Below are 14,809 nucleotides of genomic sequence, written 5' to 3'. Positions count from 1 at the left end.
GGAAGTTCTATCTATGAAGGTGCGTGTAACCGTCATGCTCAAGGAAGGCGTACTCGACCCCCAGGGTAAAGCCATTGACCATGCCTTGCAGACCCTTGGTTTTCCCGGTGTCAGTGATGTCCGTGTTGGTAAAATTATCGAGCTAGACGTAGCTGGTACTGACCGTGCAGCTGTTACCAAACAAGCTGAAAAGATGGCCAGTAACCTATTGGCCAATATGGTTATTGAGGACTTTAGCGTTGAGGTTTTAGCATGAAACGCGCAGCCCTTTTTGCTCTGGGCACAGCGCTACTCGTACCCACTGGTTTAGTGCATGCGCAGCGTATTTCACCGCTGCAAACGGGTAATTTTGCACGCATTTGCTCAAAACCTGCAGGGGCCAGCATCTGCGATGCCTATATTACCGGCGTAGCCGATGCCGGTGCCCTCGCTAAAATTAACGACAAGAACGAGGGTGATGCTGCTGCCCCCGCAGGCTTTTGTGTTCCTACCACAGAAACTGCGTCTGCCATGCGTGGCAAGGTTGTCGCATGGCTTAAAGACCACTCTGACAGCCTGTCAAAACCGGTTGGCGAAAGCGTCTTCCGTGCCTTACATGACTCTTACCCGTGTAGTGCCAAAAAATGAAATCAGCGATTGTCGTTTTTCCGGGAACGAACCGTGAGCGCGATATGGCGATCGCCCTCAAACGGGTTACCGGAAAAACCCCTACCATGCTTTGGCATCGGGACACTGACCTGCCCGATGTTGACCTTGTCGTATTGCCCGGCGGCTTTAGCTACGGTGACTACCTAAGGTGCGGTGCCATGGCCGCGCACTCTCCCATTATGGCGGCCATTCGGGCCTTTGCCCAAAAGGGTGGCCATATTCTTGGCGTGTGCAACGGTTTTCAGATTTTGACAGAAACAGGCCTATTGCCTGGCGCGCTCTTGCGCAACGCAAACCTGCGCTTTCTGTCTCAAGACTGCACCCTACGCGTTGAACGCTCAGACACACCCTTTACCCATAAGTGGGAAAAAGGGGCGACATTCCGCACACCGCTTGCCCATGGCGATGGTAATTTTACAGCAGACAGCCAAACACTTGCCCGTTTGGAAGGCGAGGGGCTGGTGGCTTTCCGCTACGCTTCACCCACTGGGCAGGTTCAAGCTGATGATACCAGCAGCAACCCCAATGGCAGCGTGAACAGCATTGCGGGCATTTTGAGTGAAAACACCCGTATTTGCGGCATGATGCCTCACCCGGAAGACTTGGTTGACCCTCTAATGGGTGGGGTAGATGGCCTGCCGTTGTTTGAAGGTCTGGTGGAGGCAATTGTCCAGTGAAAAAGAGTGTTGATGAAGCACTGGCCCGTGAGTTTGGCCTAACATCAGAAGAATACGCTCGTGTAGTTGCCATTATGGGCCGCACACCCAGCCTGACAGAACTCGGCGTGTTTTCTGTCATGTGGTCTGAGCATTGTTCCTACAAATCTTCCCGTAAGTGGTTAAAAACACTCCCAACCACAGCTCCTTGGGTTATCCATGGCCCTGGTGAAAATGCTGGGGTTGTTGATATTGGTGAAGGGTATGCTGCCATCTTCAAGATGGAAAGCCACAACCATCCCTCCTTTATTGAGCCCTATCAAGGGGCAGCCACTGGTGTGGGCGGTATTCTGCGTGACGTGTTCACAATGGGAGCACGCCCTGTAGCAAACCTGAATGCCCTGCGCTTTGGCAGCCCGGAAACACCAAGAACCCGCCAGATTATTGATGGTGTTGTGCGTGGCATTGGCGGATACGGTAACTGCGTTGGTGTACCCACAGTAGGTGGTGAAATTAATTTCCACCCGGCTTATGACGGTAACCCTCTCGTTAATGCCATGACTGTGGGCATTGCCCGCAAAGACCGCATTTTCCTCTCCGCTGCGGCAGGTATTGGCAACCCGGTTGTTTATGTGGGCTCCAGAACGGGGCGTGATGGCATTCATGGTGCCACCATGTCTTCTGCTGAGTTTGATGAGCACGCGCTTGCCAAACGCCCAACGGTGCAGGTGGGCGACCCCTTCATTGAAAAACTGCTGATTGAAGCCTGTCTGGAGTTGATGGCAACCGATGCCATTGTCGCCATTCAGGACATGGGGGCTGCCGGCCTTACCTCATCCTCAGTTGAGATGGCAGGCAAGGGCGGCGTTGGTATTGAGCTAGACCTAGACGCTGTACCGCAACGCGAACCCGGTATGACAGCCTATGAAATGATGCTGTCTGAAAGCCAAGAGCGCATGCTCATGGTGCTCAAACCCGACCGTACAGAAATTGCACGCAAGATCTTTGAGAAATGGGAACTTGATTTTGCAATTATCGGTCACTTAACAGATACCGGCCATATTGTTGTTAAGCATAAAGGCCAGGTTGAAGCTGATATTCCGCTTGACCCATTGGCAGAGCAAGCGCCTATCTACGACCGTCCGGCGGCAACACCTGTTGTACCCGGCCCGGTAGAAGATATACACGCACCGCTCTCTCTTGATGCCATGCTGCTTAAACTTGTTGGCTCACCAGACCTTGCCTCTCGCGCTTGGGTTTGGAACCAGTATGACAGCACAGTAGGCGGGCAAACCGTGCGCCGGCCGGGTGCGGCAGATGCAGCCATTGTCAAGATTGAAGACACTTCGCTCGGCTTGGCTCTGACCACAGACTGCACACCACGTTATTGTCAGGCAGACCCTAAAACAGGTGGTGCACAAGCCGTTGCCGAAGCTTGGCGCAATATTACCGCAACCGGCGCACGCCCCCTTGCGGTGACGGATAACCTGAACTTTGGCAACCCAGAAAAACCTGAAATTATGGGGCAGTTTGTTGCCGCCATTGAGGGTATGGGCGAAGCGTGCCGCGTACTCGACTTTCCGGTCGTGAGTGGCAACGTGTCTCTCTATAACGAGACACGCCAGCCAGACGGGTCAACCAGAGCTATTCTACCCACGCCCGCAATTGGGGCGCTTGGTGTGTTGGAAGATGTTACTAAGGCTGTCGGCCTTGGCATGGCAGAGGCTTCTGACCTAGTGCTAGTAGGTGAAACCAAAGGGGAACTCGGCCAATCTATCTGGTTGCGTGAAATTCTGGGCCGTGAAGAGGGGGCTCCTCCTTCTGTTGATCTGGCTACCGAAAAACGTAACGGCGACTTTGTACGCAATGCCATTCTGGATGGCACGGTCAGAGCCTGTCATGACATTGCAGATGGTGGCATTCTCGTTGCCGTGGCTGAAATGGTTATGGCAAGCCGGGTTGGGTGTGAACTTGAAAGCCCCACATCAGGCATTCGTCCTGAAGCTTTCTGGTTTGGCGAAGATCAGGCGCGCTATCTTGTGTGCGTTAAAGACGGTGCTGCTTTCTGTGCAGACGCACAAAAGAACGGTGTACCAGCCCGAATTCTGGGTAGATCTGGCGGAAGTGATTTGATTTTGCCAAGCGGTGTCACCATATCAGCTGCTCGCCTTACTACAGCACATGATGCGTTTTTCCCGACGCTCATGGCGCGCTAAATTCTGAACCGGAGCCTGAATCTATGGCAATGTCTGTTTCTGAGCTTGAAAACTACCTGCGGGAGGCATTCCCTGATGCTCAGATCAAGATCACTGATCTTGCTGGTGATAGCGACCATTATTCGTGCGCCATTACCAGCAATGCCTTTAAAGGGCTTACGCGAGTTAAACAGCACCAACTGGTTTATCAGGCGTTGCAGGGGCACATGGGTGGCAAACTGCATGCTCTTGCTCTGCAAACCTCAGCACCCTGATTTTTTACGCTCGTAAAGGAGTAAACACGATGTCTGATACTGCAAAACAGCTCATTCAGAACGAAATTGATACAAACCCTGTTGTGCTTTTCATGAAAGGCGATGCTGATTTCCCGCAGTGCGGATTTTCTGCACGCGTTGTGCAAATTCTCTCGCATGTTGGCGTTCCTTTCAAAGCCATTAACGTATTGGCAGACCCCGCCATTCGTCAGGGCATCAAAGACTTCTCTAACTGGCCTACAATTCCTCAGCTTTACATCAAAGGTGAGTTCATTGGTGGGTGTGATATTGTTATGGAAATGTTCCAGTCAGGTGAGTTGCAAACTCTCCTGAAAGAAAAAAATATTCCAACACACGCTGAATCTTGATTTTTTAAGTTGTCAGTTCTCAGGTGGGCTGTGTAGTCTACCTGAGACTTAATAATGCGGTTAGGAAAGTTGGTATGCGGCCTCGGCTTATGCGGTGCGTTCTCACGTTGGTTGGGGTGAGCAGTGTTGCCGCTCTTTCTGGTACCTCAGCTCATGCTGAGCGTGTTATTTCTGACCTCGAAGCCAGCAAGCTTACATTTGCAGCCTTGACCGCAGCACCACCAGTGGTGCCTGTACGGCATAGTTTCCGTACTGCTCATAACGCACATCATGTGACCGTAGTTGCGCGTGCAAAACCTGCCCATGGCATGGTTCGGCTTGTCTCTTACCATGCAAAACATGCTACTCCGCACGCAGTGAAACGCCACCGCACTTAATGCTACAGGTTTTATAGAAAGCCTTTGCCGTACAGTCTTTACGACAAAGACTTTCTATAACTTTTAAACTGCATAGTCTCACGTAATACGCAAAATATCTTCCAACCAGATACACGTATTATTCTCGTCAAATCCTATTAAATCAAAACGCATTTCCTCAAAACTCCACGCTGGGTGAGTTGCGAGCAAACATTCTGCTGCACGGTATAAACGGCTTTGTTGCGCTGGCAACAAACATGCCAAAGCCTCGCCTGTCGTTTTACGTTTTTTTACTTCAAAAAAACACAGAAGCGTACCTTTGTACGCCACCAAGTCTATTTCCCCTCGGCGGGTTTTGGCTCTTTCCAGTAAAATCGTCCAACCTGTTCTTTGCAGTTCTTCTTTTGCTAATTTTTCTGCATCTATCCCTACTTGATAGGAACGGGCACCACGTACTTTTCGTTGAGCTTTAATACGCTCTTGTTGCATGATATTTTTGCCAAAGAACATCAACAAGCCCTTCCTATTTTTGGATATATCTCAGACCATGCCGTTTGATATTTTGCCACAACTGCCATTTCTGACAGTAACAATCATACGGTTTATTCTTGTATCAACTGTTTCTCTGCATATTTTACTCACCAAGCGCAACACCGCTTCTGCTATAGGCTGGATTGGTATTTGCGTGCTTATGCCGGCATTGGGCACAATTCTCTACTTAATGTTTGGCATCAACCGTGTGCGCAGGCTTGCTAAAAAACTTATTAGTGGGCGCTCTCCCTATCGCACGTCATCTACCCAAGCGTCATCTTGGAACCGTGAACTTGATGGGCAATTTGCCCCCTTGGCTCTTATGGTTAGCAAACTCACGAGCCGCCCATTGGTTGGCAGTAACACCATACAATGCCTGCACGATGGAGATGGGGCATACCCACTTATGCTTGAAGCTATTGAGCAAGCCGAAAAAAGCATTCTGATTTGCTCTTATATTTTTCGTAACGACACAATAGGTGGGCTTTTTATTGAAAAACTGGCCGCAGCACACCGGCGTGGCATACAGGTGCGTGTTTTAGTAGATGGGGTGGGGAGTGGTTATTTTATTTCTGAAACCTACAAGCGCCTAAAGCGGGAAGGGGTGCCATGCGCACGGTTCATGCACTCTCTGCTGCCTTGGCGCATGCCTTTCATTAATTTACGCAACCACCGCAAAATTTTGGTTATTGATGGCAAAACTGGTTTTATGGGCGGCCTGAATATTGCCGATGAGAATTTGGTTTCCCAAAAACCTGCCAACCCAGTTTCAGACACACACTTTAAGGTTGAAGGCCCCATAGTACGCCAACTAGCTGAAGCCATAGCGTGGGACTGGTTTTTCTCTGCTCATGAAACCTTAACAGGGGACATTTATTTTCAAGAGCATGACGCAAAAGGTAATGCCTTAGCGCGTATTGTTACCGCAGGCCCTGATACAGATTTAGAAAAAATAGAGTTTACACTACTGCAAGCCATAACTCTGGCGCGTAAACAGGTACGTATTATGACACCCTATTTCATACCGGGGTCTCGCGTTATGTCAGAGCTCGCTCTGGCGGCCCTGCGTGGCGTAATGGTTGATATTCTCATTCCCAAAAAAAGTAACCACCCACCACTAGATTGGGCTTGTGCTGCCAATATCTCCCCACTTCTCAATGCGGGGGTAAGGGTATGGCTTGTTGACCCACCTTTTAACCACTCCAAACTTATGGTTGTTGACCGTGCATGGGCATTTGTAGGGAGTTCTAACCTAGATATTAGAAGCCTACGACTAAATTTTGAAATCAATATGGAAGTTTATAACACTGAGCTAGCCACCAGATTAGATGACTTTATGGACACGCACCGCCATAGCCGCTTAACGCACCATGACCTTGATAAACGCTCGCCTCTTATCAAAATAAGAGATGCAGCGGCGCGTTTATGTATGCCTTATTTATGACGCAACAGAAAAATTTGCACTAATTTGAGGCACCAGCCTAACAGCTATAGGCCTATGGTCTGACGCAAAAACAGGTAAAACGCGTGCCTCTACACAGTTCATACCTTTGACTAAACACCGATCAAGACGAATAGGCAGAATATCAACCATTTTATGTGTGGGGGCTTTAGGCCCTACATCTTGAAAACCTGGCACCATAGTAGGGCCAACAAGGTTAAAGTCGCCCAAAATAGCGCATGGAGCATGTAAAAGGGCTGCAATACGGCGCAACTGCCGCCGGTTAAGCACCTGACCATGTGAGAGATGTACGTTTGCTAACGAAAACTCTCCACATTCAAGAATTTGCACATGCCGCTTTACAAGGGGGCCAGAAGGTATTGTGCAAGCACGTGGTGGCCGAGCAAATGGGGTGCGGCTCCAACATGCTACACCATGTATGCGGCCTGGTAGAGGGGAGCGTGCATAATATCCCCCCATAATATCGGGCAGCACATTTATTTCTTCTGTTGCTTCTTGCATCAGTAAAATATCAGGCTGCTCTGCCTCCATCAGTGCGACAACGTCATGCACTGTTGCACCTGTTTTACGCAGCAAATTCCAGCTTACAATTTTGCAGGTTTCAGCTTTGCTTCCAACTGCCGGTGCCCGTTTGCGGTGTAACAAAGTAGGCTTAAATAACGGGAAAGGGCGCCGCATTAAGGCATACTCCGTTTATCATCTGTTGGCAGCAAGGCTGCATGCCCCCGGCCAGCGTAATCGACTGTTAAAGTAAAACCGATAGCAAGAAGAATTGGCCCCAGAAAAATACCCAGACCGCCAAACGCCAATACGCCGCCTATAACGCCTAATACTGTTAAAAGATAAGGAAGCTTAGCCCCACGTGCTATAAAAAATGGGCGAATAATATGATCTGCACCAGAAATGAAAACCACTCCATAAAGCAGAAGAGCCACACCATGCCAGATTTGGTGATCTACCAGCAGCCAAATACCAGCAGGTATCCAAACCAAGGGGGCACCAACAGGTAAGACAGCGAGAAAAGAGGCTAACACCCCAAACAGCACAGGCTCAGAAAGATTTGTTAACCAAAACCCTAAACCAGTGAGCAGCCCCTGTATGATAGCTGTACCCAAAATACCATAAACGGTACCGCGCACAGTGCCGCCAATTAGATGTAGATGCCGCCCGGCATGCGGGCCTGCAATACGAATTATGACAGCAGAAAACGTATCAACTAAAGATGTACCACTGAGCCAAAAAAAGAAGGCAATAAACAGTGCCATAACAAGGTGTAGCGCCCCATTGGCAACCTGCATAACCAACACAAGCAAAGACTGAATGATGTCTCCGGCATATGGTCGTATTTCTGTACCAATATGGTCTACGTTATGGGCCATATGCTCCCACTTCAACGCAAGCTCTTGCCCAAACATAGGCAGCTTAACCAACCATTGAGGCGGGGGCGGGAGATCGTGCGATACACCAAAAAGAGCGTTGAGCCTAAGAGCCCATCTTGGCCCAGCCGAAACAGTAGCCGAGGCAAGAAACGCCAGTGGAATAACAAACCCCACAGCACACAGAAGGCTCATGACCATACTTGCCGTAACCGGCCGTAGCCGCCTGCGCAAATACTGGTAAATAGGCCACGTGGTGTACGTCAGCACAGCGGCCCACATGAGCGCTGAAGAAAATGGGGCCAAAACAATCAGGCAGCCATAAGCAATCCCGCAGAGCAAAAGCCCCAACAAAATTCGCTCCGTGGTGATACCGCCATGATTAAGCATACTCTTACTTAACCACGCTTTAGGGAGTTTGTCTGGCCCTCAAATACTCTTTTTTACATATATATGCAGTAAGGATGCGTTACAGCCCGCCTAGTAGATTGGCAACCTCTCCTGGTGTTACCAATCTGCAGGCTACAGCGTTACGTTTTTGCCTGCGCAATCATTTTTACAACGGCACAGATTTGCTTTTAAACTCCAATAAATTTTGGAGCCTAATGCTATGTCAGCACTCATTTCAGTTACAGCGCTAAAAGAGCGCCTTGGCGCACCTAACCTGCGCATACTTGATGCAACAGCTCTATTGCCAGGTGATGCGTTTAATATTCAGGAATGTTTTGAACAGGCCCACATACCGGGTAGCCTTTATTTTGATCATAATGTTTTTTCAGACTCTGAGAGCACACAGCCCCACGCCGTACCAACACAAGCACGGTTTGAGCATTTATTTGGCGCTCTGGGTATTAAAACAACAGATACTGTTGTTTTTTATGATCAAGGCAATGTGGCCTCCGCCTGCCGCGGGTGGTGGTTAACATGCCTTTTTGGACACCAGAACGTGTATGTTCTTGATGGCGGTTTGCCCGAATGGCTACGACATGAAGGCACCACAGAAAGCGGCCCCACAAACATACCCGAACCAGCTGTGTACCGTAGCCGCCCTTATTATACCCACCTAAAAGGGTTGGGAGATATGCTGGCCTCTGTTCAGCATGGCACACACCAAATTATAGACGCTCGCTCAGCCGATCGTTTTTACGGGCGCGTAGCAGAACCTAGGCCAGGCTTAGCCTCTGGCCATATGCCCGGTGCTATTAATATTCCTTTCAAAAAACTGCTTGACGCTCATAATCGCTTTTTAACAGCGGTCGAACTCAAACATTTTTTTACAGAATGCGGCTTAAATTCCAGCATACCAACGGTAACAACTTGCGGCTCTGGCATGACAGCCAGCGTACTCTCTGTTGGCCTCTACCTTGCTGGATTTTCTGATACCGCATTATACGATGGCTCATGGGCCGAGTGGGGCGCGACACCAGATGCCCCCGTTGAGAAGGAAGATACCGCAGCATGACATCGTATTCTAACGTGACACGGGGCTGGAATAAGCTGTCTTCCACATTTGTGCGGCAAGCACGTCCTTCTGCCCAAGCAGAAGGCACCTCGGTTAATCTTCCATTAACGCGCGGTTCAACTGTTCTCTTCCCAACGCTGGAAGACATGAACACGCAAGGCCGCCGACGGTACGAGCACGAATATATTTACGGCGCCATGGGCACGCCCGTACAGCATGAGTTGGAAAAAGCTATTGCCACCCTTGAAGGGGGCAGTGACTGCCAAATTGTTAGCTCAGGCTTAGCAGCATGCACCATGCCCTTTTTGGCCTTCATGCAAGCGGGAGAGCATTGCCTTATACCAGATAGCGTTTATGGTCCCACTCGGCGTTTTGCAGAAAACACCCTTAAGCGTTTTGGGGTAAGCACAACCTATTACCCACCACAGGCGAGTGCTGAGGAAATTGAAAAGCTCTTTCAGCCCAACACCCGCATTCTCTTTACAGAAAGCCCCGGCAGCCACACTTTTGAAGTGCAGGATATACCTATGCTTGCGGCGTGCGCACATGCGCATAATGCTTTGGTTGTGCTCGATAACACATGGGGTTTTGGCATTTTCGCGCCGTTTGAACACGGTGTAGATATTTCTATTCAAGCGCTTACCAAATATCCTTCTGGCCATTCTGACGTTATTGCCGGTGCAGTAATAGTAAACCAAAAACACCATTGGAAAACACTGCGCGACACCGCCATTGAAATGGGTCAACTCGCCGGGGCAGATGACTGCTGGCTTACACTGCGCGGTTTACGCACAATGGGGGTAAGGCTAGCCCACCAAGCCCGCTCGGCTTTAGATATAGCCCTGTGGCTACAAGAACAGCCACAGGTTGCTACAATACTCCACCCCGCCTTACCAAGCTGCCCCGGCCATGCCCTGTGGGCACGCGACTTTACTGGCGCAGGCAGTCTTTTTGGGGTCGTTTTGCAGAAAGAATACTCTCAAGCAGGTATGGAAAATATGATTAACCACCTGCAATGCTTTGGTATTGGCGCATCGTGGGGAGGGTACGAAAGTCTTGTTCTGCCTACGTCTGGAGGTCTAACCCGTAACTTCACGGCTCCAATAGATGGAGCTGGCCCCTCTTTTAGGCTGCAAATTGGCCTTGAAAACATCGAAGACCTTCAGGCAGATCTGCTACAGGCTTTCAAATATCTGCAATAGAGTACCGCTCGCCTCGTTCCTGAGCGGTCTGAACATTACGCTTTCATGCCGCTTGGTAGGCGATATGTTGCAGCTTCCGCAACATGATTGACCAAAACGGCTTCTTCACACGCTAAATCTGCTATTGTGCGCGCCACACGCATCATGCGTGTGTAGCCACGTGCAGAAAACCGGAAACGTGCAGCAACCTTTTGCGCCATATCTTGTGCAGCAGAAGACACCTCTAAAATTTCCAACCCTGCCTCACAATTTTTTTGGCCGTCTTGCCGTTTATATTGTCTTTGCCGAGCCGCCAAAACTCGCGCAGCAACCGGGGCGCTTGCTTCCCCAGCAGTCTCGGCCATGTAATGCAAGGGGGTAAAAGGCTGCATGGCAACGCAAATATCTATTCTGTCCAATAAAGGGCCAGAAAGACGCGCCATATAATCTTCACCGCAGCGCGGGGCTTTTCTGCATTCTTTACTTGCATCGCCAAGGTAGCCACACCGGCACGGGTTCATGGCTGCAATAAGCTGGAACCGAGCAGGATAAGTAACATGCGCCAAAGCACGGGCAATACTTACACGCCCGGTCTCTAACGGTTGCCGTAACGCTTCAAGTGCGGTTTTTGAAAATTCCGGCAGCTCATCAAGAAACAAAACACCGTGGTCTGCCAAACTAATTTCACCGGGTTTTGCTTTTGCTCCTCCGCCTATCAGGGCAGGTTGGCTAGCAGAATGGTGTGGCTCTCTATAAGGCGGCCTGCGTAAAGGCTTGCCACCCGTTAAGAGCCCTGCCGCACTATAAATACGCGATACCTCTAAACTTTCCTGGGGGGTAAGGTCTGGTAAAAGCCCCGGCAAACGGGCCGCAAGCATAGACTTACCGGCCCCCGGTGGGCCAGAAAGTAAAAGGGAATGCCCACCAGCAGCCGCAATTTCCAACGCGCGGCGGCCTGTCTCCATACCTTTCACATCAGCCAAATCTGGTCTCTGTCCAGCTAATGGGGCAGGGGCTACGGTAAAAGTAGGGGGCTGCAAAATTTGCACGCCATTAAAATGGTTAATAAGCGCAGGTAAATTAACCGGAGTGAGAACCGCGTTATCTCCCCCACATAAGGCTTCTTCCCCCTGTGCTGCGGGGCAGATAATACCCAAATTTAAAGAAGCGGCTTCAATAGCAGCCGATAACACACCTGCTACCGGGTTAAGGCTGCCATCCAGAGAAAGTTCTCCCACAGCACTAAAGCGGGCAACTTCCTCAAAAGGAATAACCCCCATAGCGGTTAGCAATGCCAACGCTATAGGTAAGTCAAAATGGGAACCTTCTTTGGGTATATCGGCAGGGACTAGGTTAACAACTATTCTTTTTGCCGGAAGAGCTAACCCTATAGACGTAAAAGAGGCCCGAACGCGCTCTCGGGCCTCTCCGACTGCTTTGTCTGGTAGCCCAACAATAAGAAATGCAGGCAAACCTGAAGATATTTGAACCTCTACCCAAACTGGCCGGGCTTCGATTCCTGAAAACGCAAAACTGCGAATGCGAGCATTAATCATCCCGCACTCCTACCTTTAGCTGTCTTAACGACCTTTGTAGATCAAACGTGCACGAATTGTGCCTTCAAGAGAGCGCAATGCTGCTAAAATGCGGTCATCTAGGTCTGTGTTGTGGCCTGTATCAGCCTCAATCACCACATACCCAATATCGCCATCAGTTTGCAGAAACTGCGCTGTAACGTTGCACGTTTCGTGCAAGAAAATTTCGTTCAAGCGCATCATCATGCCAGGAATATTCTGGTGCACATGCATAAAGCGCGTGCCACGTGGGCTTTGCGGCAACTGCACACCAGGGAAGTTCACAGCACCAAAAGTAGAGCCAACGTCTGAATATTCTACCAGCTTACGAGCCACTTCAACGCCAATACGTTCCTGCGCTTCTGCGGTAGAACCGCCAATATGCGGCGTAAGAATGACGTTGTCTAAACCCATAAGCGGCGTAGCAAGTTTATCTGCCGGGCCTTTTGGTTCTTTGGGGAATACGTCGATAGCCGCACCAAGCAGATGGCCGTCTTTCAGGGCCGCAGCCAAGGCATCGAGATCAACAACATTGCCGCGGGCATTGTTAATCAGGAACGAGCCTTTTTTCATGGCGCGTATCTGTGCTTCACCCATCAGATTTTTGGTGGTAGGCAACTGCGGTACATGCAGGCTTACTACATCGCTTTCAGCCAGAAGTTCATCCAATGTGCCAACAGCAGAGGCATTACCATGCCCCAACTTATCGACCACATCATAATAAAGCACACGCATACCAAAAGCTTCTGCCAACACAGAAAGCTGTGAGCCAATAGAGCCGTACCCCACAATACCAAGGGTTTTACCGCGCACTTCCCAGCTATTGGTTGCAGATTTGTTCCATTCGCCCTCATGGCAGGCAACTGAACGTGGGAAAATACGACGCATCAGCATCACAATTTCACCCACAACCAGCTCAGCAACTGAGCGTGTGTTGCTATATGGCGCATTAAAAACGGGAATACCGTTCATGCGGGCAGCTTCAAGATCTACCTGATTGGTGCCGATACAGAAGCACCCAATAGCCATAAGCCTATCAGCTTTTTCAATGACCTCTTTGGTCAGTTGCGTCCGTGATCGGATACCGACAATGTGCACGCCCTCGAGCGCCTTTTCTAAGGCGTCTCCTTCAAGTGCGCCTTTGTGGCGAACCACGTTTTCATACCCGCTGGCTTTGAGGAGCGCGACGGCACTGTCGTGAACGCCCTCAAGTAGCAGAATGCGGATCTTGTCCTTAGGAAGGGACAGGTACGTGCTCATATCGGAAAGACCATACTTGTTGTGCCGAAGGGCAGGCGTATCTCAAAACACACAAAATTCATAGACACCCAGAGCGATAATCTCAGGTAGACGACTTTCCAGTGTTGCTTTGGGCTAACATTTCAACGGCTTTTGCGTGCAGTTTTGCATCGCCCACAGCCAGCACAGTACGGTCACCATCATAGCGTAGTGCAGAGCCGTCCCATGCTGTTATTCTGCCACCAGCCCCTTCAATCACAGGCACTAAAGCGGCCCAGTCCCATGGGTTCATGTCACATTCGGCAATAATATCAATCTGCCCCAACGCTAGCAGCCCGTAAGCATAGCAGTCTCCGCCCCACGTCATACGTTTTGCGGCATTTTTGAGCGCCTTCCACCCATCGTGCGGTGCCAGTTCCAGCATTTCGGGAGAAGTGCAAGACAACTCAGCCTGTGCAAGCGTTGCACAATGGCGCGTTACAGCCTGTCCACCAAAAGGTGAGGCAAACTGCGTTAGGCGGCCTGCAACCCCCACCCAACGCTCTTGCGTTACAGCTTGGTCGATTACCCCCAATATGGGTACGCCATTTTTTAACAGCGCAATGAGCGTACCAAAAACAGGGCGGCCAGTCACAAACGAGCGGGTACCATCAACGGGGTCAAGCAGCCAGCGGTAGTCAGCCTGTTCATTTTCAAGCCCAAATTCTTCACCAAAAACGCCATGATCGGGCAAGCGCTCAGCCAAAATTGCACGCATAACGCGCTCAGCTGTACGGTCGGCAATTGTTACTGGGCTTGAATCGGCTTTATCCACCACCGCCAGAGGTGCTCTAAACCAAGGGCGAATAACGCAGCGTGCAGCGTCTGCCATCATGGTTGCAACGCTTAGGTAATGGTCTAACGCTTCAGGCTTCATGGCTTGCTCTTTTCGAGAGACTGAGAGGGAGGCGGCGAAGGATTTAGGGTGTGCAAATACGCAATAATATCTGCGCGTTGTGCAACGTTAGGTAAGCCCATAAGCGACATACGCGTACCCGGTGCAAAACGGGCAGGGGCCGTTAACCAGTCTGACAGGTTTTGGTCTGACCACACTTGCGCCCGCAACGCCACAAGAGCAGGAGAATAAGCATATTGAGGGTCTGAACCAATAGGCCGCCCCGCAACGCCCCCTAAAACCGGGCCGACACTTTGTCTTGCCTGAGGTTGCAGCGCATGACAACTGCCACAAATTGCCTGCACTAATACAGCACCACGCGCCGCATCAGCATGGGCCATATAGGGTTGAATAGCCACACGCTCCAAACCCGGCACACTCATTGCAGGCTTGGCAGGCATTATTGTAGGCACAACACCCCCCCCAACAACACTCGCCAACCATGCTGAACCAACACTCAGCAGGATAGCGGCCGCCACTTTATTAAGAAACGTGCTATCCATGGCTTACAGGTGGGTTCCTCTGGTTGCGTTTGGCGTGCAGCTTTCCTAG

General features: G+C 50.4%; 17 protein-coding genes. 10 read left to right on the top strand and 7 right to left on the bottom strand.

Annotated elements, in window-relative coordinates; translation table 11 throughout:
• Window positions 1–13 precede the first annotated feature (13 nt).
• The 7 genes from purS (at window position 14) to Abor_RS10265 (ending at window position 4,519) form a co-directional block, all read left to right on the top strand.
• Complete coding sequence (gene purS, locus Abor_RS10295) at window positions 14–256, top strand: phosphoribosylformylglycinamidine synthase subunit PurS (protein WP_048841781.1); 243 nt, start codon at window positions 14–16, stop codon at window positions 254–256.
• Window positions 253–627, top strand: a complete 375-nt coding sequence (locus Abor_RS10290; RefSeq protein ID WP_048841780.1) for a Rap1a/Tai family immunity protein — start codon at window positions 253–255, stop codon at window positions 625–627. Before purS ends, Abor_RS10290 begins: the two co-directional genes overlap by 4 nt.
• Window positions 624–1,325 carry a phosphoribosylformylglycinamidine synthase subunit PurQ gene (purQ, locus tag Abor_RS10285; protein WP_048841779.1) on the top strand — a complete coding sequence of 234 codons (702 nt, stop codon included), beginning with the start codon at window positions 624–626 and terminating at the stop codon, window positions 1,323–1,325. Before Abor_RS10290 ends, purQ begins: the two co-directional genes overlap by 4 nt.
• On the top strand, window positions 1,322–3,520 hold the full coding sequence (gene purL / locus Abor_RS10280; RefSeq protein WP_048841778.1) for a phosphoribosylformylglycinamidine synthase subunit PurL: 2,199 nt from the start codon (window positions 1,322–1,324) through the stop codon (window positions 3,518–3,520). Before purQ ends, purL begins: the two co-directional genes overlap by 4 nt.
• Window positions 3,521–3,543: 23 nt before the next feature.
• Window positions 3,544–3,774 (top strand): BolA/IbaG family iron-sulfur metabolism protein, encoded by a 231-nt coding sequence (locus tag Abor_RS10275; RefSeq protein WP_048841777.1) that lies wholly within the window; start codon window positions 3,544–3,546, stop codon window positions 3,772–3,774.
• 29 nt (window positions 3,775–3,803) lie between these two features.
• A complete protein-coding gene (grxD, locus tag Abor_RS10270; RefSeq protein WP_048841776.1) occupies window positions 3,804–4,142 on the top strand; it encodes a Grx4 family monothiol glutaredoxin in 339 nt (112 codons plus the stop codon).
• A 74-nt stretch (window positions 4,143–4,216) separates the two neighbouring features.
• Window positions 4,217–4,519, top strand: a complete 303-nt coding sequence (locus Abor_RS10265) for a hypothetical protein (RefSeq protein ID WP_052946420.1) — start codon at window positions 4,217–4,219, stop codon at window positions 4,517–4,519.
• 78 nt (window positions 4,520–4,597) lie between these two features.
• On the opposite strand, the gene Abor_RS10260 is transcribed toward Abor_RS10265, so the two are convergent.
• Window positions 4,598–5,008: a YraN family protein gene (locus Abor_RS10260; RefSeq protein WP_048841775.1), complete on the bottom strand. Its 411-nt coding sequence runs from the start codon at window positions 5,006–5,008 to the stop codon at window positions 4,598–4,600.
• 49 nt (window positions 5,009–5,057) lie between these two features.
• Here Abor_RS10260 and cls point away from each other — a divergent pair, with 49 nt between their 5' ends.
• Window positions 5,058–6,473 (top strand): cardiolipin synthase, encoded by a 1,416-nt coding sequence (cls, locus tag Abor_RS10255; protein ID WP_084594493.1) that lies wholly within the window; start codon window positions 5,058–5,060, stop codon window positions 6,471–6,473.
• On the opposite strand, the gene Abor_RS10250 is transcribed toward cls, so the two are convergent.
• Together Abor_RS10250 and Abor_RS10245 are read right to left on the bottom strand one after the other, a co-directional pair.
• Window positions 6,468–7,169: an endonuclease/exonuclease/phosphatase family protein gene (locus tag Abor_RS10250; RefSeq protein ID WP_084594489.1), complete on the bottom strand. Its 702-nt coding sequence runs from the start codon at window positions 7,167–7,169 to the stop codon at window positions 6,468–6,470. The two genes, cls and Abor_RS10250, sit on opposite strands and share 6 nt — an antisense overlap.
• A complete protein-coding gene (locus tag Abor_RS10245; protein ID WP_048841773.1) occupies window positions 7,169–8,257 on the bottom strand; it encodes an AI-2E family transporter in 1,089 nt (362 codons plus the stop codon). The genes Abor_RS10250 and Abor_RS10245 overlap by 1 nt, the downstream gene beginning before the upstream one ends.
• A 220-nt stretch (window positions 8,258–8,477) precedes the next feature.
• Between Abor_RS10245 and Abor_RS10240 the strand changes: the two genes are divergently transcribed.
• Both Abor_RS10240 and metC read left to right on the top strand, forming a co-directional pair.
• Window positions 8,478–9,329, top strand: a complete 852-nt coding sequence (locus tag Abor_RS10240; protein WP_048841772.1) for a sulfurtransferase — start codon at window positions 8,478–8,480, stop codon at window positions 9,327–9,329.
• Window positions 9,326–10,531, top strand: coding sequence for a cystathionine beta-lyase (gene metC, locus Abor_RS10235; protein WP_048841771.1), 1,206 nt, complete (start codon window positions 9,326–9,328; stop codon window positions 10,529–10,531). Before Abor_RS10240 ends, metC begins: the two co-directional genes overlap by 4 nt.
• A 35-nt stretch (window positions 10,532–10,566) precedes the next feature.
• Here metC and Abor_RS10230 read toward each other — a convergent pair whose 3' ends face one another.
• From Abor_RS10230 to Abor_RS10215, 4 genes are all read right to left on the bottom strand, one after another.
• Entirely contained in the window at window positions 10,567–12,066 is a 1,500-nt protein-coding gene (locus Abor_RS10230; protein WP_048841770.1) for a YifB family Mg chelatase-like AAA ATPase, read from the bottom strand.
• Window positions 12,067–12,090: 24 nt separating this feature from the next.
• Window positions 12,091–13,344 (bottom strand): phosphoglycerate dehydrogenase, encoded by a 1,254-nt coding sequence (serA, locus tag Abor_RS10225; protein ID WP_048841769.1) that lies wholly within the window; start codon window positions 13,342–13,344, stop codon window positions 12,091–12,093.
• A gap of 82 nt (window positions 13,345–13,426) precedes the next feature.
• Window positions 13,427–14,239: an inositol monophosphatase family protein gene (locus tag Abor_RS10220; RefSeq protein WP_048841768.1), complete on the bottom strand. Its 813-nt coding sequence runs from the start codon at window positions 14,237–14,239 to the stop codon at window positions 13,427–13,429.
• Entirely contained in the window at window positions 14,236–14,760 is a 525-nt protein-coding gene (locus tag Abor_RS10215) for a c-type cytochrome (RefSeq protein ID WP_048841767.1), read from the bottom strand. The genes Abor_RS10220 and Abor_RS10215 overlap by 4 nt, the downstream gene beginning before the upstream one ends.
• Window positions 14,761–14,809: the final 49 nt, after the last annotated feature.

It is taken from the genome of Acetobacter orientalis (assembly GCF_000963965.1).
GTDB lineage: Bacteria > Pseudomonadota > Alphaproteobacteria > Acetobacterales > Acetobacteraceae > Acetobacter > Acetobacter orientalis.
Note: the sequence above shows the minus strand (reverse complement) of the source record. Positions and strands in the feature narration are given on the sequence as shown.